A 20,302-nucleotide genomic window follows, 5' to 3' on the forward strand; every position below is an offset into this window, starting at 1 on the left:
ATCTTAAGGAGGGTAGGGGCGACCAAAAAGTGGATAACCATCTTTCATGACACGGCGATTTACAATGGCGAGTACAGACATTGCTCTCGTTGCCATGCGGTCACGGCTGGTCGATCAAAATCCTTTGCCTCCACGCAGCTCGGAATAGACCGTGCCGATGATGATCGTGAAATCGAGCCAAAGGGAGAAGTTGCCCACATAGTGCAGATCGCAGGCGATGCGCGCGCGCGCTTTGGACGCCTTGTCCGTCGGCCCTCGCAACCCCCTCATCTGTGCAAGCCCCGTCATGCCTGGCCGCATTGCATGCCGTTGATGATATTCGGGGACCAGTTCCTCGTACGGCACGCTGGCTGCCAACATGCCGACTGCGTGACAACGTGGCCCGACCAGCGACATGTCGCCTCTGAGAACGTTTAACAGCTGGGGCAATTCGTCAATGTTCGACCGACGGATGGCCCGGCCGACCCGCGTGACTCTCGGATCGTTGCGCACCGTTTGCGTAACGCCGGAAACGTCACACCTGTCGACATACATCGAGCGGAACTTGAAGACCCGTATCTTCTTGCCGTCCTTGCCCCAGCGCAACTGCGTGAAAAGCACCGGCCCCCGGCTTTCCAAACGTATCATCGCCGCAATCGCCAGCAGGAGAGGCAGAAGAACTATCAGCGCAATGGTTGATACGCCGACGTCCATAACGCGCTTGGCAATCAACTGAGCGAGCCGTGAAAAAGAATTATATTTTTTAGTGTAGACTAATTCATTGCCGACTGATGCAGGAGTAATTTTCGGCCCATCCGTAAAAGATGAATACGCTGTATTTTCATTTAAGCCCAGCACACTCAATGGAACCATCCCACTTATACTGGAAAACAAGAACATTGATTACTATCAAAACGTATTAAACGAGACTTTTCGGCTTGTCAGCAGTGAAATTAACAAATGGTTAAATATAATGACCATGGAGATTTCAGGTCACAGGGCGCTTGCCCGGACGTCGAATTGATGCTTTGAAAGAGCTGTAATTGCTGCTCCGCCATCTGATCCCATTCTTCTTGGTATGGAGGGATCGCCTTAAGCGTCGTGTATGTTTCGTATTATTATTATAAAGTAACGTTTGATTTTCTGAGGTTGGATCACGGGCGCTGATGAGCGTACCGCAATGGTGTTGGCCGGCGGTGCAGCGCAGTCCGAGATGGTGGCTTAACATTTATTCCAGGTTCTGTTTTGATCCATATCAGGTTCATCAGGACATCATGATGTACGGCTTGAATGCGTACCGGTCCGATCTGCTGTTGTGACGTAAATACTTTCTTGTCGGCAATGAAAATTTGCCGATAGACAGCGTAAAATGCCGGATTAACTAATTATTTGCCAAAATGTTGCTCCGCAGCATAGTTTAGAATAATGATTTAAAGGCATCCATATTTTTGTTTATTCAGTGATCGTGAATATTCCTTCGGATGTCTGTGTTTTGCCGATGTATAGGGGGCATGATGAGTTCGAATGCGAAGAGCAATGGGAAAGTTGCTCTAATCACCGGCGTAACGGGGCAGGATGGAGCCTATCTTGCCGAGCTTTTGCTAGAAAAAGGCTATGTCGTCCACGGCATCAAGCGCCGCTCTTCTAGCTTCAATACCAACCGTATCGAGCATCTCTACGAAGATCCTCATGTAGAGAGCCCCCGTTTCAGGCTCCATTTCGGTGACATGACGGATTCCACCAATCTGATCCGCGTGGTTCAGGAAACGCAGCCGGATGAAATCTATAATCTCGCAGCACAGAGTCACGTTCAGGTATCCTTCGAGACGCCGGAATATACTTCCAACGCAGACGGCACCGGGACGCTGCGCCTCCTGGAGGCTATCCGCCTGCTGGGGCTGACGAAGAAGACCCGCTTCTATCAGGCTTCGACGTCGGAACTTTACGGCAAGGTTCAGGAAGTTCCGCAGAGCGAAACGACGCCATTTTATCCTCGCTCGCCCTATGCCGCTGCCAAGCTCTATGCCTACTGGATCGTCGTGAACTATCGCGAAGCCTACGGCATGCATGCCTCCAACGGCATTCTGTTCAATCACGAAAGCCCGATCCGCGGTGAGACCTTCGTCACGCGCAAGATTACCCGCGCTGCCGCAGCCATTCATCTCGGCCTTCAGGACCGCCTGTATCTCGGGAACCTGGATTCAAAGCGCGACTGGGGGCACGCACGCGAGTACGTTCGGGGCATGTGGCTGATGCTGCAGCAGGACGAGCCGGACGACTACGTATTGGCGACAGGCGAGACGCATACTGTCCGCTCCTTCGTCGAAAAGTCTTTCGCCAAGGTCGGCATGCCGATTGAATGGCGCGGCGAGGGCGTGGACGAGAAGGGTTACGACATGACCTCCGGGCAATGCGTGATCGAGATCGATCCACGTTACTTCCGTCCGACGGAAGTGGATCTGCTGATCGGCAATCCGGCAAAGGCTCACGAAAAGCTTGGCTGGAAGCACGAGACGAACCTGGATCAGCTCGTGGCCGAAATGGTGCGCGAGGACCTGAAGGTCATGGCACGCAACGTGCCGATATCCGGCGCCAACAAGGGCTTGGCTCATGCCTGACGCGCCTTACGGCCTCACGGGCAAGAAAGTCTATGTCGCGGGGCACCGCGGCATGGTCGGATCGGCAATCGTTCGCCGTCTCGCCACGGAAGGTTGTGTGGTTCTGACCGCGAGCCGGGAAGATGCCGATCTGTCCCGTCAGGATCAGGTTGAGACTTGGTTTGAGAAGAACAGGCCCGACGCCGTCTTTCTGGCAGCGGCGAAGGTCGGCGGGATTCTCGCCAACGATACTTATCCGGCGGACTTTCTTTACGAAAACCTCATCCTTGAGGCCAACATCATCCATGCCGCCCATAAGGTAGGCGTCGAGAAACTGATGTTTCTCGGTTCCTCCTGCATCTATCCGAAATTTGCCGATCAGCCGATCGTCGAGGAGTCATTGCTGACCGGCGCGCTCGAGCCGACCAACGAATGGTACGCGATTGCGAAGATTGCCGGCATCAAGCTCTGCCAAGCCTATCGCAGGCAGCATGGGCGCGACTTCATCTCGGCCATGCCGACCAATCTCTACGGGCCCGGGGACAATTTCGACCTGAAATCCAGCCACGTGATGCCGGCGCTGATCAGGAAGGCTCATGAGGCGAAGACCAGTCATGCGCCAGAAATTACCATCTGGGGCACCGGAACGCCGCGTCGTGAATTCCTCCATGTCGACGACTGCGCGGATGCCTGCGTGCATTTGATGAAAAACTACTCCGGTGAAACCCATGTCAATGTCGGCTCCGGCGAAGATGTCACGATCCTCGAACTGACGCAGCTCGTCTGCGCCGTGGTCGGCTATGAAGGCACCATTGTCCATGACCTGAGCAAGCCCGACGGTACACCACGCAAGCTGATGAGTGCGCAGAAGCTCCGGGCTCTCGGATGGCGGCCGCGCATCGGCCTCGAAGATGGTATTCGCGGCGCCTATGCGGCCTTCCTCAATGGCCAGTATCTCGAGCGCAAGCAGGGAGACGCTGCATGACAGACGCAACAATGGACATGCCAAACGCAGATATGTCGAAAGTGCTCAATACAGTGTCGGCGCCCACAAGTGGGGGCGTGATCGTCTACGGCATGAACTACGCGCCGGAGGTGGCGGGGGTCGGCAAATATACCGGCGAAATCGCGGAACACCTGGCAAGCGAGGGGATGGTGGTTACCGTCGTCTCCACGCCTCCGCATTATCCGGGATGGTCCGTGCAGCCGGGTTATCGCAACAGCTATTCGACGGCGATCGAGAAGGGCGTGCGGGTGCTTCGCACTCCGCTCATCCTGCGAAAGAAGATGGGAGGCATATGGCGCCTGATCGCGCCTCTTTCCTTCGCGCTGACCTCGGCACCGGTTGTCTTCTGGCAGATCCTGCGTCGCCGCCCGGATACGGTATTTTGCGTGGAGCCCACCTTGTTTGCGTCGCCGGTGGCCCAACTGGCTGCCAAACTGGTGGGCGCCAGGACGCTTCTGCACGTGCAGGACCTGGAGGTCGACGCAGCTTTTGCCGTCGGTCACCTGGGATCTAAGCCCTGGCTAAAAAGCTTGGCTTCGCATTCGAGAAATTCACCCTGAAGCGCTTTGATCACGTGGTCACCATATCCAACCGCATGGCCGAAAAGCTGGTCGAAAAAGGCGTTGGGCAAGATCGGGTGTCCGTCATCCGCAACTGGGTGGATCTGTCGCATATCTTCCCGCTGGAAGGTGTGAGCCCTTATCGCGCCGAGCTTGGTTTTTCCGGCGAGGATTTCGTCGTGCTCTATTCGGGCAATATCGGGGCGAAGCAGGGGCTGGGTGTGCTCCTCGATGCGGCCGAGAAGCTGCGCGACGAGCGCGGTATCAAGTTCGTGGTCGCGGGCGAGGGGCCGGTCAAGAACGATCTCCAGGCGAAATACGCCCAGCTGGAGAACGTGCGCTTTCTTCCTTTCCAGCCGTATTCGCGGCTGAACGAATTCCTCAATATGGCCGACCTTCACGCTCTGCCACAGGACAAGGGGGCAGCCGATCTCGTTCTTCCCTCCAAGCTGGGCGGTATGCTCGCATCCGGAAAGCAGGTGCTCGTGACGGCGGAGAAGGGAACGGAGCTGGCCGAGTTCGTCGACAATATAGGTCTCGTCGTCGAGCCAGGCGATGCAGGAGCGATGGCCGAGGCAATCCTTCACTGCGCGAAGCAAGGAGAATTGCCTTCCGGCTCGCGCGAGGAAGCTCTGGGACGCCTGTCACGAGAGGCCGGGCTGAAGGAAATCGTGTCGGCGGTGGCGCCCGCATGCCATGCCTGACCGATCAGGCCAGCCGACAAACACCGGGCGACCGCATAGCGAGTTTGGACTGAATTGATGGACCAGATACTTGCCCTTTTTTATCTCGTGACATGCGGCGTTCTCGTTGCGCGCATGTTCGTGGGCAAGAGCGTCCTTGACTGCCACCTTGGCGTGATCGGCGCGTTCTCGATCGGTTACTACCCGCTGCCGGTCTTCTTCAAGTCGCTCTCGTCGCTGGACTATTACCGCGAGGAGACCGTATTCAGCGCACTGCTCATCCATTGGCTTTTCCTGGTCTTCCTCATCCTTGGCGCCGCTGTCGGCCGCCGGATATTCACCGCCAAGAACCCTTTGAAATTGGCCCTGGTGGATGGGGTAATGCACAATTACCGGATCCCGCTGTCTGCCATCGCATTTGCCGTCTATGTCGTCTATTTCTCGACGCAACGCCTTACGAGCTATTCGGCGGACGACTTCGAAGCCTATTTTCATGACCGGGGTCCGTTCTTTGCCATTATCGCGGCGTTCGGAAATATGAGCCTTGCCTATCTCGCGGTATCGCTCGCTGCGTCCTGGAAGGTTGCCGACCGCTTCGGCCTACTGGTGATCGGCGGCATGTTCCTCGCCTGCGTTGGCCTGACGCTGACGCTCGGCCAGCGACTGATCATTATCTCACCGATTTTCATCCTGCTCGCCAGCCTCTACGCCAGTGGCCAGCGCAGGCGGGCGATCCGCTTGCTGGGCGCAGGCGTGCTGATACTTCTCATCGTCAGTCCGGTTGCAGTCTACATCCGCGAAACCCGCTATGACAGACAGGGCTCGGGTCAAAGCTCCATCGACGGGTTCAAGTATCAAGGGGCTTCCTCGAATCGAGTTTCAAATCAATCGTCGACAGGTCAGACCTGATTTACGTCACGATTGCCATGAAGCGTTACATCGACATAACGCCTGTTCCAGGCCCGATATATTACGCCTCCGTATTCCTCATTCCGATCCCTAAGATACTCATTCCAGAGAAGCCTTACCTTCTTAGCGTTGATGGTACCTTCGGTGGCGAGCTATCCAACTGGGCTTGGAAGGTGCTGAATGGCGGTACTGGCAGCCTCACCGCCTTTGGTGGTGTCTATGCCTACCGCGAGGGCGGCTGGCTGTGGATCGGCGTCAATGGCTTGGCCACGGGTATGTTCTTCGCATTTCTTGCACGTTGGCTGGGCGCAGGCGGTACCGCCGGTCGTTTCTTTTATGCGCTTCTCTTTGTTGCTCTGGCTGTAGCCAAGGTTCCGCCGAGCTTCTTCGAGGCGCTCGCGGCATTCCTGGGCATCTTCCCCTTCATTGTATTTTTCTATCTGATTTCCCTGGCTTGGCGATGGTTGATGCCACGAAAGGTAAACAGATCCGGCCGACGGCTGAGAGCTTTTGGAACTGGTGACACCGCTACGCTTCCAGGCAATGTGAGCTATGCGAATGGAGAGCGATGAGGCAAGGCGGCAATCCCGCCGAAGCCTGCTGACGGGTGCTGCCATTGGAGCTGCAGTTCTGCCGGGCGTGGCCCAGGCACAGGATCTACCGGGGCGGACTATTCTTTCATTTCGCGATTCCGCAGATCTTGCCTCTTCCTCGGTAAACTCTGACGTCACCCGCATCTGGCTTTCCGGGCTTACACGCCCCGGGATCGGTGGTGGATGGTACGAACGCGCAGAAGACGTGCACTCATTCTTGCCGCGCTTGCGCGCCCATGACGGCGGCATCTGGCGTCTAGCTCCAGCACACCATCTCGATGTCCGTCAGTTCGGAGCGTTGGGCGACGGCGCGGCGGACGACACTGCTGCCATCCAGGCCGCGATCGATTGCGCTGTTTATGGCGATGCGGTGCCGCGCACGGTCTATTTTCCCGGTGGCATCTATCGCACGACGGATAGTTTGCAGGTCGGCTACGGCTACAGCTACATCACGGCCGTCCTTGAAGGGGAGGCATTCCCCCATCCGAACGGCCGGGAGGTCGTCAATTCGCTGATCCAGCCCGATTTCTTCGACCGGCCCTGTATCAATCTCCAGGGCGGTCGGCGGGCGCATTTCCGCTCGATCGGTCTGAGGGGCCGCAACTACGATCATCTGTACGCGGTCTATGAGACGCTACCGGACCGAACGGACAAACGCGGCTGGATGGTGCCGGACATGCCGGACAGCGCCGACAGCAGGACAGCGCCTTATGCCGGCATTTGCATTGATGCTTACTCGGGTGAGCGACCGGATGAGGCCTATCCGCAGCCGCGCATACCTGACTTCGTACCGGAACAGGATCAGTACGGTCGAAATTTCTCCTCCTACACCTTTGTGGAGGATTGCCAGATTGGCGGTTTTTGCGTTGGTCTCATGGTGCAGCCGGGCAAGGTTCCTGTCGCCTCTAACGGTGATTTCCTCAACGTTCGTGATTGCGATATCTCGTTCAATCTGACCGGGATCGCGCTGGGCAATGCGGATGCGCGCTGTAACAACATCATCAACTGCCGTCTTCACTTCAATTATACGAGCCTCGACAGCGTCAACTACGGCAACGGCCGCGGCAGTTTCATGGGCCACATTGCCGGCTCGTCCTTCGACAACAATGTCCGCATCATGGATATCGACGTTGCCGGGCATCTGCCGCAGGGTGGCGGCAGCCCGACCTTTATCGACTGTTATGGCGAGAGCGTCTATTCGCTTGGCCGTTTCAACGGCGTCGAAAACTCGGCACCGAAAACCGTGACTTTCGAGCAGTGCAAGATCCAGTTTTCGGTCAAGCATCGGGAGTTCTCGCCGGTATCGTTGCTCGAAGGGCGAGATGGCTTGGCGGTCATCTGCAACTGCACCTTCATGGGCGGTTTCGGTTTTTCTCCTTCGATTGCGCAATCGATATCCGCAACTTCGCCATGGTCCAACCGGTGGCCGGGGAGCGCTTGCTTTGGATACGGAGGCGGGCAGGGCGGCGGCAGCCTACACCTGCGGCGTCCACGCGCCGAAAGCGAGTTATCTGTCGATCTTCCCGGCGCAGTTGGTCGATTTCGATGGCGTGCAGGGAGATGGCATGGGCCCACTTCTGGCATCCGACTGCTTTCCAATCGCCTTTGAGGGACAGCCGGGACCAAGGCCGGCGGTCATTCCGTGGTGGGCCACCACCCTGCATGACGGTGCAAACTGGGCTCACGTTCCATCGCCGATGAAGACAAGGATCAAGCGGTCCTTGACGCCGATTGTCAGCCAGCGGCCTCAAGGCCGCCAGATTGAGGTCGAGTTCGATATCTCCGCCGGAAGTTCTGGCGAGCGTGAGGCGTTCGAAAATATTGGTGCCGGTGATCTGCTTCGTGATGAAGAGACTGGCCACGTATACATCATCGCCCGAGCCTCCATCCCAGATTCCGGACGATTGGCACTGCTGTTGCAGGCGCTGACCGGATTGAGAACCTTCGATTACGGCCAGAACTATGAGACGTCGGCAAGGCTCGAACACGATCGTGGAATCTTGACGGTTGAGACAACGCGGCGCTTCTATCCCGCCGCTCGGCTCGCCAGGGCTCTCAGCCACCCCCGTGCAACGCGGCTTGCTCTTCGGGATCCGACCTTTTCTTCCGAGCCGGTCGCCGCGGTCTTTCTGCGCGAGGGTGATATTCTTCCGGGCCTATCAGGGGCGAAAGGGGAGGTGCCGCTGCCGATCGGTCGGGTAGCAAGCCACGATGACCAGGACGGAACAATCGAGTTCACGTCTCCGCTGGCGATCGCGCTGGACGGACCGTGCCCATTGTTCGTGCGGCAGCTGACCGGCAGCTGAGGCGGGCCTGTCGTGGTCCTAGGCCTTTACGATGCCATCGCTATAACGCCGCGCAAATTCAGTGATCAGGGATGCGGTCAAGCGGTCACTATGCTTCGGCAAAGCCTTTCGGCCATGTCGGAGCAGAACCAGCGCCAGCATGAACATGCCTTTGATCCTTGTGCCGTTCAGCATTTCAAGCCGCGCGTTTCTGAACGCAAGCTTGGCCGGAAGCACTTCGCTCCTTAGCTTTTCACGCATCTCGTCGCTCAGCCGGTGAAAATCCTCCGGACGTTGGCCGAAGACATCGATGCCGGCCTGTTTCCCGATCAGATAGCAGGTGGCGCTCATCGCCGCAGCAACGGCCTGACTTTCCCCTTCGTCCTCGAAATGCCACCGCCATAGACACGGTATTCCAGCAGGAATTGCTCAAGCCGTGCGAAAGAAAAGCGATCGACGGCACGCATCCAAAGGTCATGGTCCTCAGCATAGTTAAAATGCCGGTATCCGCCCAACTCCTCAAGCACTCTCCGGCGCATCATGACGGAGGGATGGATGATCGGCTTCATAGGTCGCCTGCCGAGCAGCCCGTCCCGCAACATGTCATTGTCCATGCCGTGCTGGACCTGCTCTCCACTTCGGGCACCGGTGGCGTCAATCGTGTAGATATCGCTGCAGAGGACGTCGATATCTGGATGTGCGTCCAGATGAGCGACCTGCAGCTCGAACCGACTGGCGATTGCACGGTCGTCGGCATCCATACGGGCGATGTATTCGCCTCTGGCATGCGCAAAGCCGTGGTTGAGTGCGGTCACCAGGCCCCCATGGGTGATCCGAAGATAGATGATCCTCGGATCGTCATAGCTGCGTATGATATCCGGCGTGGCATCCTCGCTCTCGTCATCGATGATGATAAGCTCGAAATCGGCGAAGCTTTGCGACAGAATGCTGTCTATGGCTTCCTTGAGGTACTTCTGACCGTCATGCACGGCCATAAGCACGCTGATCTTGGGTACTGAAGTCATTTCATCGTTGCTCGAGGCTAGGCGCGACGGCGCCGACTGCTTTGCCGTCATGACCATAACAAGGGGAGTAGAAATTCAATGTCGCCGATCACGCTGCCTTATCCTTTCGAAGACCGAGGGCGCGGCGTTTCCACCGTCGAAGCCGCTGTCTGATTTCGTTCTTCTCCAGGCGCGGTTTGCCGTTCAGGCGGTCGAGTTCGGCTCTGCCCGGCGCTTCATCTGTAGCCGCGATGAAGCCGTTAGGGGTGATGTAGAAGCGATCGCAATCGTCCGGCAGTGACGTCAACGCGAATTTGCGCTTCTGGAAATGGACATAGATGAAGTCCTCGGACCTCAGCGCTCCGCCGGCCCAGTAAAGGCGTTTGACCTTGCCGCGGTCGAAGAGGAACGCCTGATGCCGGTCGTTGCGGAAGTGGAAGTAATTGCTCGACCGCTCGAACCGCATGATATGCGGATCGATATCGGCGACGATCGCTTCATTGGTGTAGAAACGGCCCTCATGTCGAAGCCAGATACGGTTTACGCCGATATGCTCGTCGAAGCCGCGATGCGCCGGGTCGGCGAGGATCTCGCGAAAGTCGAGATCGGGGTGCGGCTTCTCGAAGAAGTGGTTCGCCTCCGGGCTGTTTCGATAGAGTGTCAGGTGCCCGACGGAAAAGATCTTGTCGTAGCTTCCCAGCAAGGACACCGGCAGGAACTCGGACAGATCGCCGAAAATCATGTCCAGATCGCAATGGCCCCAGAAATCGCAACCATCATCAGGCTCGATCAACGTCCAGAACAGCGGCCTGAGGTCACAGACCTTGTAGGGGGACTGCACAGTGAGTTCGACATTCGCGGTCGCACCGATCTGGGCCGTCATCTCGGCAAGGCTCGTATGGCGATAGCTCACATTTGCCGGCAGCGTGTAGGCGGATATATCCGCATCGGTGACCAGTCGCCACTCGATCTCGGGGTTGAAGCTGCAGGACTTCAGCCATAGCGCGAAATAGTCCGGCAACCGGCCGAAATACACGGCGAATATGATGATCCTCGGATAGGAGGCCGCCTTCATCGTGCAAGCCTCCCGCTCATAGCCGTTGCAGCATTTTGATTTCGGGCCGACTTTAGAAACTCGACATAGCGGTCGCCATAGGCATTCCAGCTGAAGCGGGTCCTGTCGTCCGCATTCATGCGCTGCCGTGACGGATCGCTGGATGCCTCCCAGGCGACGGCTCTGTCCAGCGCCGCCAGTAGAGCCTCCCCGTCGTTTGCGGCGTGGATCTCCACCGCACTCTTGTCGGAAATCATCGCACGGATATCCGGTCCACCGGTCATGTCGCTCGCCACGACCGGCAGGCCGGCCGCGAGGCCTTCGAGCATGACCATTCCAAAGCCGTCCTCCCGGGACGGCAGGACGAGGAGATGATGCTCCTTCATCAGTTGCGCGAGCTGCTGATGATTGCGATGACCGATGCTCTTCGCATTGGGAAGGTCGGGGAACGGCATGTCGGTGACCATGCCGGCATGGGTGAGATGCCAATCCGGTCGTGCGGCCATTGCGCCGGTCAGCAGATCGGCTCCTTTTCGTCTTGACCATGCGCCGACGAAGAGAAGACGCGTCGGCCCTGCCGGACGGGGCGAGGGGGAAACGTGTCTAGGTCGACGCCGAGCGGATTGAGAAACAGCCTGTCCCGGTCAAAACCCTGGTCGACAAAACTCTGAACGGCATGGCCGGACAGCAGCGAGATGTAGTCAGCCGCCGCATAGCTTGCCATCTCCCGCTCCATATAATGCCTGCTCAAGGCCGCCCCGCCGCCTTCGACGAGCAGGGCATTCTGCGAGATGACATGACGCGAACCTCGCTCGATGATCACCGTCGCGCCCTGCCGCCGCGCGGCCTCTGCACAGCGGATGGCCATGGCGGAAAGTCCGATAAAGATGTCGCATGGCGGCAGATGGCGGGCGACATAGTCGTCCGTCCGGGCAAACAAAGCTTCGACTGCCTTTTCCTGCAGCCTAGGAAGACGCCGGTTCAGCGCATTGAAAGACGTCGGAAGCAAGGGACGGAACAGACTTGTCGAATGTTGATCAGGGATGCCTTCGCGGCGAAGCCGGAAGCGCGGCATATAGCTGAAATAGCGGGTTTCGATCTGGCGCTCGAAAAGCTCGGTCGCGATGCGCCGCAGGTGAAAACCCGTCGTTGTGGCGATCACGACCCTCATGATGCGTTCCTCTCAGTCGCCAGCGAAGCAGGCTCGGACTTTCGGATGATGAACCCGGCCATCAGCAGATACGTGGCAAAGAGCTTCAGCGCTTCGGCGACGCATCTGGCGATCGTCGCGCCGAGGGGGCCGAGCAGGACGGTGCCGACCGGGATGATCGCAAGCGTGGACACGGACATCACCGTCTGCACCTTCAGGAGGCTGGCGCTTCTGCTTGAGGCCAGCAGGTTGTTGTCGATGGCATGCGTCATGATCGAGAGCGTCTGCGCGATCGCAAAAGTCACCATCAAGGCAACGGCGCCGTCCCTGTAATCGGCCGCGAGCAGAAAATGCAGGATGAACGGCCCGACGAGCAGTAGGGCGAGGGCGCCGCCAAGGCCGACTACCGCTGCCGCAGCCAGCCATTTCATGGTGATCTGCGATTGGCGCTTCTCGTTGCCGGAGGCAGTGAAGAGATGAGGGCGGAAATAGTTCGAGAGAATTGCCGTTGTCAGCGCGTAGGGACGTCCGACCAACCCCGTCGCCGCGACATAGGAGCCGGTCGCCGCGGTACCGAGAATGCCACCTATGATGAAGCGATCGAGAAAGGAGGAGATCCAGCCGAGCGGACCCATGGCGGATACGGGCAAGCCATGTCCAAGCGCCTCGCGCCACCGGGCCTTGGCGCGACCCAATCGGATGCCGCGCAGATGCGAGACGCCGCCAAAGAGGATGGTGAACAGGAGCGCGCTGAAAATACGCACGACGATATGGGCGGCAAGAAACGTCCACGCGTCGGCGCCGAACAAGAGGAGAGCTGCAATGATGCCCGCGAATGTGAGCACGGTCTCGCCCGCGTTCCACAGCGACTGGCGGCGATACTGCTGGTCAAGCACGAGGAGGGTCATCAGGCTGTATTTGAGAGCCTCGCCTGCGAAATAGCAGAACAGTGCGATGGTGGCGATCGCCGCGTAAAGGGCGCCCGGCAGGAACGGGGTGGCAATCAGGCAGGCTACAGCGAGAAGCAAGGCGATTGGGGCCAGAAATGTCTGCAACAGATAGGCCAGTCCCACAGACATCTGCCGACGTTCCTCGCCCGAAGGCAGTTTCGCGCAAAGGGCGATCTGGGTCTGGTTGAGCGCCATCGAAACGAGGCTCTCCAGGAAGGCGATCACACCGATGCCGAGCATCGCCGCACCGAATGTTTCCGCGTCCATCAACTCGGTATAGATGCGGATGGAGGCGAATATCACCACCGCAACAACGAGCTGACCCCAGATGACGTGGAAAAATTTCAAAATTAACCTCTGCTCATTCGAGCGAAAAACATCTGCGTGGAAAATATTATCTATGTATTATAACCTCACGACAGCGAGGAGAGACAATAATTGTTTCGGATTAAACTTTATTCTCGTCTCAATCATCCCGCTGTTGCTAGCTGTCATGAAAGCTTGTGGCCGGTCATCGCTTCCAACGCACGCAACCGTTCGTCACGGTTTGGGAGCAGCTGAAGTGTGCGGTCGAACTCGACGATCTTGGCACCGACCAGGAAGCGGTACCAGAACCCCTGCAGAAAGTGATACACGAGGCCTGGCCGGCCATCGAGAAATCCCAACTGGAAGATATAGCGGTACAGGAAATATCCGAGTGGCCCTACCCAGAAGGGCAATCGATTGTAGACCTTCTCCTTGAACCATCTTTTGATGGCGGCCTGTTTGGAGGCGCTGTCGCTGGAGAGATCCTGGTCTCGTTCGAACAACTTGTATTTCTGGTTCAGGACGTCGATTGCCTCCCGCGTCGCATAGCCGTTGTGCTTGGCGGTGAAGAATGTAAGGTCGTTGAGATTGCAGTCGGAGAACCCGCCCTCGAGCGTGATTGTCCTGCCGCCCCAGACGACGATATGCTCGTCCATCCAGCGATCCTCGATGCGGCCTTGCCCCCTTCGCCAGAGCCTTAGAAGGACAAGCGGGTAACGGCCGCCATGTCTTATCCAGCGATCCCAGAAGATGTGCTTTCGCTTGATGTTGATCCCGGCGACGTCTGCACCAAGGGCGGGTAGTGTCGCTTGGATGGTGGCGGCGAGGTCGTCTTCGATGATCTCGTCGGCATCGAGCCGCATGATCCAGTCGGCCGTGATCGGCGCGTTTTCCAGACCCCACTGGAACTGCTTCGAATAATTGGTCCAGGGATTTTGCAGGACGACGGCGCCGGCCTCTTCGGCAACCTCGACTGTCCTGTCTTTCGAAAAGGAATCGACGACAAAGACTTCCGATGCAAAGGCGCGCACTGACCGGATGGCACGTCCGATATGCTTCTGCTCGTTATGGGTCAGGATCAGGACGGCAACTTTTGTCATACTATCCCTGGCTGTTTTCTGTGCCGGATGAACCGGGCAGGATTTCCGGCGTAGATCGAGTTCGCCTCGAGATTCTTGAATGTCACGCCGCGGGCTCCGAGCACTGCGCCGTCCGCGATCACGACCCCCGGTCCGACGAAAGCATCGGCCGCGATCCAGGCATTGGCGCCGATTGTGATCGGTTTCGTCACCAACTGGAAATGCGGATCGTCGACGTCATGGGTGCCGCCGCACAGATACGCGCCCTGCGACACAAGCGCGTAGGCGCCGAGCGTGATCTTGTCCATCGAATAGCAGTTCACCCCGCTCGACAGGCAGGCATGAGCATCCATCGAAAGATTGGCGGGATACCAGATCTTTACACCCGGATAAATTCTCGCATCCCGATGGATGCTGGCACCGAAACCGCACAGCAGCAGACGCCGCCATCCATGAAACGGCACCGGCGTCCATTTACCCAATCCGTTCCACACGACAGCCCAGGCAAGCCTGGTCAGCCGATGCCGAAGAGCAAAGCTTGGCCCACCCTCCCGGGGATTTGCCGATCGCGCGTCGAGCAGAGGGGTCATGCAGCCTCCGAACGGGCGTCTTCCAGCGCGGCCATCAGGTCGAGCGCCGCCTGTTCGACGCGGAAATGCCTGTCGAAACCGGCCCGCGCCTTGGCGCCCATGGCTGATTTGGCCCCGCTCTCCAGCGCAAGCCAACGCTGAAGAAGACGCAGGATGCCGTCCGGCGTGTCGGTCTCGATGAAACCGCCGCCGGACGCCTCGATTTCGCGCCAGATATTGACCTTGTCGGTCGTCAGCACCGGCGTGCCGCAGGCCATCGCCTCAGCAACGACGATGCCGAAATTTTCCTGGTGCGAGGGTAGGATGAAGGCCTCTGCCGAACGGAAGGCTCCCCATTTCGCCTCACCGGTCAGCATGCCCGGCCAATGGATGCGATCTCCGATCCCGGCATCGTCTGCCTGCGCCTGCAGCGTGGCCCCAAGCCCGGTCTGGTCGGGACCGGCGATGACGAGGTCGATATCAGGATGGGCCGTAGCGATCTTCGAAAAGGCATCGATCAGCAGGTCGCATCCCTTCTTTTCGTGAATGCGGCTGAGGAAAAGCAGGAAGCGTCGCCCTTTGAGCGCGGGCAGGACCGCATGAAATGCATCCGTTTGCGCCGGTGTCGCTACCGGCGGCTCGGACGTGCCGAAAGCAACGACCTTTTCGGCATAGCGATAGCCCTGGAAAACACCGCGCGCGAGGTCCCGTTCCTCCTCGCAGGTGAAGAGCACGGACCGTGCGTCGCGAAGCACCTTACCCTGCGCGAGCAGCCAGAAGATCTGTTTTGCCATGTGCTTGGCGGGATAGGATTTGCGGAACCAGGGATCCATCATCCCATGCGTATAGGCCACATAGGGCAGGGAGGCTTTCCTGAGCCCCAGCCATCCGCCGACCGAAGCGTGGTTCCAGAGGCCATGAATGACAGCGGCATCATAGCGTGAACCGTTTTCAGCGATCCATCGGCTGATCTTGGTGGTGTAGCCATACTTCCCACGCCCCGGCCCGCAGGCATGGACCTTGAATGGAAAGGTAGTCACATGAGGCGAGTGCGGATCATCCAGTGTAACGACTTCGGTCGCATGCCCGAGCGATCTGTGGTGTTCGGCGGTCAGCTTCAGACCTTCGATGGGGCCCCCGTCGGCCGGATCGACGCCTGCAATTACATGTAGAACCTTCAAAGCATCCCCCGATGCAAATCATTCGGCATTTGCCCGACATCTCTTGCCGGCGAAGTCTCGTGTCAGGTCCGTCTCGCCGGTAATCGCCTTGGAGTATTTATAATTAGCACTATATGAAGTGTGATATTCTTATATTATTTTGATTTTTATACTGCAATTACATTTCAAGTCGATGGTTAATCTGGCCCGGTTTGAAGTAGGAATCTTGGCCGGTTCGAGTTTCTTAGCTTGTGAGGCGCTTTTACCACTCGCCTGCGAGCCGTCGTCGGCATCGAGAACAGCAGGCCGCTAAGCGTGTCTTAAGACCCCTTCGGGAATGGGCGCCCGCCGCCATGGAAGGCGACGAGCGGCCAGTTTGGTCAGGCGGCGAGCTTTTCCCGGATCGCATTGGCGAGGCGTGCGCCGAGATAGGCATGGCCCGCGACACTCGGGTGGGTGCCGCCGTTATCGACGACCCAGTCGCCATTGCCGACGCCGGTCGTCATGCCCTGGTGGCCGGGTGCAGGCCATTGCCATTCCGAACCCGGCACGGCCGGATCGATGACGAAGGTTCTTCCCGAATTTTCCGTCTGTGCGCCGGCAATGATCGCGGTGCGGATATCGAGAGGCCCTGAACCCTGAGGTGACCACGGCGCGACAATGAAGAGCGGCGAGGTCGGCAGCGCCTGACGGAACTTCGCGCACCATGTTGCGACCACCGTCTGGACCTGGCCCGGATTCTGTTCGCCGTCATTGACGCCCATCGCGATGATGGCGAGGTCCGGTGCGTGGTCGATCACGTCCCGCTGGAAGCGATCGCTGAGAGCGACCCGGTTTCCATTGGCGCGCAACCAGCCGGTGCCGCCGGAACCTGACGCCCATACATCGTCGAGCCCTAGGTGCCAGCCCATGTGATTGACGAGCCCGGACAACCCCATCACATCATTGGGTACCCCGTCACTCGTTGTTCCTTCGACGAAACTGTCGCCCGCGACGATGCACCGGATCGGATTGGCGCCCGCCGGCCGCCAGACATCGTGAAGGACGGAGGTGGTGATGCCGGAGAAGAAACCGGCAGCTCCGCCTGCGCCGAGGTCAACCCGAAATTTCCGCGCTGTCGGGATATCCGAGATTGCGGAGAAGTCGACGATGACGTGGTTGTTGGCTGCATCGACGTGATGGATCGGCTGAGAAACGAGGCGCAGTTCGCCATCTTCCTCGCACCAGAGACGAAAAGGTGCAGTGCTGCCACCCAGGTTGATTTCGAATGTGGGAGCATCCGTGCAGAATTCGATGCTTCCGCCGATCTGCTCAAAGCTGTTGTTATCGGTGGAATAGTTCACCGTCTTGAACTTCACCCAGTCCGTCCCGGCAAAATCGAGCTTGTAAGGCTCACCTCCGAGATAGCGGTGTTTACCCGTCATGCCGAAATCCGAGGCCGAAGAAGTTTTGGTCATTCCGGCAAGGGGGTAGGGCCGGGGGTAACGACTGGCGGCGCGATCATCAGCCTAGGAAGATGGCCGCGCGAGAAGGACATTTTCAGCCGATCTAGCTTGTAGTGATAGGAATGCGAGATTGGACGCGTATCGACCATGATTAGATCTCCTCGGTAAGCAATGCCCCGCCTTCTTCCAAAACGGGAGGCAGGGGCGTTGATGGGGGTAAAGCGTCGTCGAACAGCAGTGCGACACCTGCAGGTAGGTCCTGAAAATCGGCGTTATCCTGCTGAGTTACTGCTAGTCCGGCGATTCCGATGCCGAGCCCGAGCATTAGCGTGCGCCTTGAGGCCAACTACTCAGGTAGTAGGCGGCGTTTTCGCCAATCGGTCTAAGATTATGTCTGCTATGCAAAGCGATCTCCCTGCTTTGGACCAAGTTTCATGTGCCGCGTTTTTTGCGGCGCTTGAATTCTAAGAGGGGAGACGGGGGCGTGGACGTAACTCACGCGTGGAACTTGCCTGAAGGGCGCCCAAATCAAGCTAACCAGTTGTTTTTAGGAAAGGGGGCAGAGTGCGCAGTCGCCTTGTTCAAAATTTTTCCGCGGTTAGCGTCCACGTTTGAAAGGTGCGGTTGGCGTAACCAAAAGACAACTAAGCGGGGAACGGCGCCTCTACATTCCGGTTGGAGAATCCGTGCCAGATTTTTCGAGGCAAATAACCGGCGAAGCAATCGGCGCGATGGTTCGTCGAAAAATCGGGCCGCCGCGATCGACACGACTGCGGTTATGGCGACAACAATACAAGCGAAGAAAAGTGAGTGCGAGATTGTCTGATCATAACCGACAACCGCTTTGGCCGCTCTTATGATGGGCATATGCAGGCAATAAAGGGGATAGGAGACGAGCCCCAACCAGTAGCATGTCGGCTGCCAACGTGAAGGAACATAAAGATGCGCACCTATCAATATTACCAATGGTGATCCTATGACCGCAAGAAGGTATACGGCGCGCGGATAAGGAAGCATTCCCGAGCTTACGAAGCAGAGACCAAGTAAGAGTAGCATTGCCATCGATTTCGATCGGGCACGCAGCATGTTCAAAGCCGACTCCACGCGCTCATGTCGATAGAGATGGGCAATAACGATACCCGCATGAAAGCCGGCAATAACTCGGATAAAGCCGACCCCGAAGTTATGTGTTGCCCAACCAGTGGCACCGTAAGGCGAAAAGGTAAGATAGCTTAATACAAAAAGGCATGTCGCGGCCAGCGCGATGTGCCTGCGGATACTCCATCGAGAAGTAAGAAGGAACCCAATGTTGATTACGATCTCGAAGAAGAGGGACCATGCTGGACCATTGACCGGAAATATCAATCCACGCTCGACTTCTGTCCCGAATACTGGGTAATCGGCAGCGTTGAAGAAAGGTATGTAGAATAAATTTAGCAGTATCGAATTCAATGATTCCGTAGGTGTGATGGTGGAAAGGTTGTTTTGCGATATGTAGTTTAGCCCGAATGCACCAACGAAAATGCCAAGAAAATACATTGGATAAAGTCGAATCAGTCGTTGTTTGACGAATTCTACCCATCTCATTCCTGACGCAAGAAGCGCTGTATATCTTGCCGCAATAACGAAGCCGCTCAGAATAAAAAACAGATCGACTGAGAAATAGGCCGCGCCCATGAATCGATAGCCGAAATGAGCTGCAACATGCATAAGCATGACGTTGATTGCCGCCACTCCACGCAAGGCATCTAGAAAGAAAAGTCGCTGATCCACTTCAATGCCTTATTTTTATGTGCGCGATAAATTGATTATTTATTTTGAAATGCGTGCTTAGAGATTGCATTAAATCATATTGTTGCAAGTTCGTGGAAATATATTCCGTACTTGCTTAATTCTGCGGGTGAATGCTTAAGTATAGGCCGATCTGTTTTCGGGCCGACTACATTTGAAGCCTAGTGCGTAGCTGCTATGCTGACGATTGTCATGCAGGTTGCGTTAAGAATCAACACGCGTTCCTGCGGGCAAGCTTGCCCAATTTCAAAACTACAGCAGTCTTTAATCGAATGGAAAAATGGTGGGCGATGAGAGACTCGAACTCCCGACATCCTCGGTGTAAACGAGGCGCTCTACCAACTGAGCTAATCGCCCTTCGCGAGACCGGGTCGTCCCCGCCGCGTCGGTGGCGCTGATCTATGCGGATCGTGGAAAAACCGCAAGAGCCTTCGTGATGTTTTTTGAATTTTTCGTCGAAACCCTGCAAAATATGCTGGTCGCGGTGGAAAGAGGAAAAGCGTCATTCTTTTGTCTTGAAACCTGCTTGACACCCGATCACGAACCTCTTAGGAAGCCGCCAACCGAGCGATCGAGGTCGCCCGGCCAAGTGGTTTCCCCGAAGGTTTTCCTAGGGGTTCACTTGAAGAAAGTGCGGGTGTAGCTCAGTCGGTTAGAGTGCCGGCCTGTCACGCCGGAGGTCGCGGGTTCGAGCCCCGTCACTCGCGCCATTCTTCTCCTCGAAACTCTCTTCCGGTTTCCGGAAGCTGCCGCAAGGCAATATGCGCGGGTGTAGCTCAGTCGGTTAGAGTGCCGGCCTGTCACGCCGGAGGTCGCGGGTTCGAGCCCCGTCACTCGCGCCATTTCTTCATTTTTTCTCCATGTTGATGAAGTCCTGGGCCCGGATGGGTCTCGTTATCTTTCGGCTCTTCTCGCAGCGGATTTCTGCCTGCCGCTTCGCTGCTTATTCCGTGTGTCTGTGATTCCGTTTCGCTCCAGCTGTTTGCCTTGCCGACGGGCGGGTGAGGCTTGCTCGAATTGAGTCAGGGGCAGGTTTGTAAATCTGACGTCCCTTCGCAATCGCGTGATCGGATGTGACGTGGGGCTGTCGTTTTTTGTCGTGTATGTTGAGAATATCGGGTGTCGGAAATGCTCCCGTATCGCGCGAGTGCTCATTGTGCGCTGCGGCAACCCGTTGAATAT

20 protein-coding genes, 3 tRNA genes and 2 pseudogenes are annotated in these 20,302 nt (G+C 57.3%); 10 read left to right on the forward strand and 15 right to left on the reverse strand.

The annotated features are described in order from the left end of the window. Positions 1–114: 114 nt before the first annotated feature. Entirely contained in the window at positions 115–843 is a 729-nt protein-coding gene (locus N7E02_RS23280; protein ID WP_286579952.1) for a sugar transferase, read from the reverse strand. Between the two features lie 650 nt (positions 844–1,493). Between N7E02_RS23280 and gmd the strand changes: the two genes are divergently transcribed. The 8 genes and pseudogenes from gmd (at position 1,494) to N7E02_RS23320 (ending at position 8,633) form a co-directional block, all read left to right on the forward strand. Continuing rightward, positions 1,494–2,597 (forward strand): GDP-mannose 4,6-dehydratase, encoded by a 1,104-nt coding sequence (gmd, locus tag N7E02_RS23285; RefSeq protein ID WP_286579953.1) that lies wholly within the window; start codon positions 1,494–1,496, stop codon positions 2,595–2,597. Then, positions 2,590–3,561, forward strand: coding sequence for a GDP-L-fucose synthase (gene fcl, locus N7E02_RS23290; protein ID WP_286579954.1), 972 nt, complete (start codon positions 2,590–2,592; stop codon positions 3,559–3,561). The genes gmd and fcl overlap by 8 nt, the downstream gene beginning before the upstream one ends. 167 nt (positions 3,562–3,728) lie before the next feature. Next, positions 3,729–4,192 (forward strand): annotated as a pseudogene (locus N7E02_RS23295) (glycosyltransferase); the annotation flags it as partial. Next, on the forward strand, positions 4,178–4,846 hold the full coding sequence (locus tag N7E02_RS23300; protein ID WP_353622929.1) for a glycosyltransferase: 669 nt from the start codon (positions 4,178–4,180) through the stop codon (positions 4,844–4,846). The pseudogene N7E02_RS23295 and the gene N7E02_RS23300, both read left to right, overlap by 15 nt. Before the next feature lie 57 nt (positions 4,847–4,903). After that, positions 4,904–5,734 (forward strand): O-antigen polysaccharide polymerase Wzy, encoded by an 831-nt coding sequence (gene wzy / locus N7E02_RS23305; RefSeq protein WP_286579957.1) that lies wholly within the window; start codon positions 4,904–4,906, stop codon positions 5,732–5,734. 17 nt (positions 5,735–5,751) lie between these two features. Then, the gene (locus tag N7E02_RS23310; RefSeq protein ID WP_286579959.1) at positions 5,752–6,306 is read left to right on the forward strand and encodes a hypothetical protein; all 555 of its coding nucleotides are present in this window, start codon (positions 5,752–5,754) and stop codon (positions 6,304–6,306) included. Between the two features lie 226 nt (positions 6,307–6,532). Next, positions 6,533–7,936: a glycosyl hydrolase family 28-related protein gene (locus N7E02_RS23315; protein WP_286579960.1), complete on the forward strand. Its 1,404-nt coding sequence runs from the start codon at positions 6,533–6,535 to the stop codon at positions 7,934–7,936. Positions 7,937–8,048: 112 nt separating this feature from the next. Next, a complete protein-coding gene (locus N7E02_RS23320) occupies positions 8,049–8,633 on the forward strand; it encodes a hypothetical protein (RefSeq protein ID WP_286579961.1) in 585 nt (194 codons plus the stop codon). A gap of 18 nt (positions 8,634–8,651) precedes the next feature. Here the strand turns inward: N7E02_RS23320 and N7E02_RS23325 are convergent, their stop codons facing one another. The 14 genes and pseudogenes from N7E02_RS23325 to N7E02_RS23390 all read right to left on the reverse strand — a co-directional run bounded on the left by N7E02_RS23325 (position 8,652) and on the right by N7E02_RS23390 (position 19,477). Beyond that, a complete protein-coding gene (locus N7E02_RS23325) occupies positions 8,652–8,963 on the reverse strand; it encodes a hypothetical protein (protein WP_286579963.1) in 312 nt (103 codons plus the stop codon). Next, a complete protein-coding gene (locus tag N7E02_RS23330) occupies positions 8,960–9,637 on the reverse strand; it encodes a glycosyltransferase (protein ID WP_286579965.1) in 678 nt (225 codons plus the stop codon). The genes N7E02_RS23325 and N7E02_RS23330 overlap by 4 nt, the downstream gene beginning before the upstream one ends. 88 nt (positions 9,638–9,725) lie before the next feature. Then, the gene (locus N7E02_RS23335; protein ID WP_286579966.1) at positions 9,726–10,691 is read right to left on the reverse strand and encodes a DUF6625 family protein; all 966 of its coding nucleotides are present in this window, start codon (positions 10,689–10,691) and stop codon (positions 9,726–9,728) included. Next, a pseudogene (locus tag N7E02_RS23340) lies at positions 10,688–11,200 on the reverse strand (glycosyltransferase family 4 protein); the annotation flags it as partial. The gene N7E02_RS23335 and the pseudogene N7E02_RS23340, both read right to left, overlap by 4 nt. Continuing rightward, complete coding sequence (locus tag N7E02_RS23345; protein WP_286579967.1) at positions 11,185–11,841, reverse strand: glycosyltransferase family protein; 657 nt, start codon at positions 11,839–11,841, stop codon at positions 11,185–11,187. The gene N7E02_RS23345 and the pseudogene N7E02_RS23340, both read right to left, overlap by 16 nt. Continuing rightward, positions 11,838–13,118, reverse strand: a complete 1,281-nt coding sequence (locus N7E02_RS23350) for a lipopolysaccharide biosynthesis protein (RefSeq protein WP_286579968.1) — start codon at positions 13,116–13,118, stop codon at positions 11,838–11,840. Before N7E02_RS23350 ends, N7E02_RS23345 begins: the two co-directional genes overlap by 4 nt. Positions 13,119–13,261: 143 nt before the next feature. Further along, complete coding sequence (locus N7E02_RS23355; RefSeq protein WP_286579969.1) at positions 13,262–14,176, reverse strand: glycosyltransferase family 2 protein; 915 nt, start codon at positions 14,174–14,176, stop codon at positions 13,262–13,264. Beyond that, positions 14,173–14,745 carry an LbetaH domain-containing protein gene (locus tag N7E02_RS23360; RefSeq protein WP_286579971.1) on the reverse strand — a complete coding sequence of 191 codons (573 nt, stop codon included), beginning with the start codon at positions 14,743–14,745 and terminating at the stop codon, positions 14,173–14,175. Before N7E02_RS23360 ends, N7E02_RS23355 begins: the two co-directional genes overlap by 4 nt. Continuing rightward, positions 14,742–15,905, reverse strand: a complete 1,164-nt coding sequence (locus tag N7E02_RS23365; RefSeq protein ID WP_286579972.1) for a glycosyltransferase — start codon at positions 15,903–15,905, stop codon at positions 14,742–14,744. The genes N7E02_RS23360 and N7E02_RS23365 overlap by 4 nt, the downstream gene beginning before the upstream one ends. 359 nt (positions 15,906–16,264) lie before the next feature. Continuing rightward, entirely contained in the window at positions 16,265–17,308 is a 1,044-nt protein-coding gene (locus tag N7E02_RS23370) for an SGNH/GDSL hydrolase family protein (protein WP_286579974.1), read from the reverse strand. Between the two features lie 29 nt (positions 17,309–17,337). Then, on the reverse strand, positions 17,338–17,478 hold the full coding sequence (locus N7E02_RS23375) for a hypothetical protein (protein WP_286579975.1): 141 nt from the start codon (positions 17,476–17,478) through the stop codon (positions 17,338–17,340). A gap of 2 nt (positions 17,479–17,480) precedes the next feature. Then, entirely contained in the window at positions 17,481–17,654 is a 174-nt protein-coding gene (locus N7E02_RS23380; protein WP_286579976.1) for a hypothetical protein, read from the reverse strand. 203 nt (positions 17,655–17,857) lie between these two features. After that, complete coding sequence (locus N7E02_RS23385) at positions 17,858–19,102, reverse strand: acyltransferase family protein (RefSeq protein WP_286579977.1); 1,245 nt, start codon at positions 19,100–19,102, stop codon at positions 17,858–17,860. A gap of 299 nt (positions 19,103–19,401) precedes the next feature. Beyond that, positions 19,402–19,477, reverse strand: a tRNA-Val gene (locus N7E02_RS23390). A 276-nt stretch (positions 19,478–19,753) separates the two neighbouring features. Here N7E02_RS23390 and N7E02_RS23395 point away from each other — a divergent pair. Next, positions 19,754–19,830: transfer RNA gene (locus tag N7E02_RS23395), tRNA-Asp, on the forward strand. 55 nt (positions 19,831–19,885) lie between these two features. Continuing rightward, positions 19,886–19,962: transfer RNA gene (locus N7E02_RS23400), tRNA-Asp, on the forward strand. Positions 19,963–20,302 lie beyond the last annotated feature (340 nt).

This window comes from Terrirhizobium terrae (assembly GCF_030323265.1).
In the GTDB taxonomy this organism is placed as follows: domain Bacteria; phylum Pseudomonadota; class Alphaproteobacteria; order Rhizobiales; family Rhizobiaceae; genus Neorhizobium.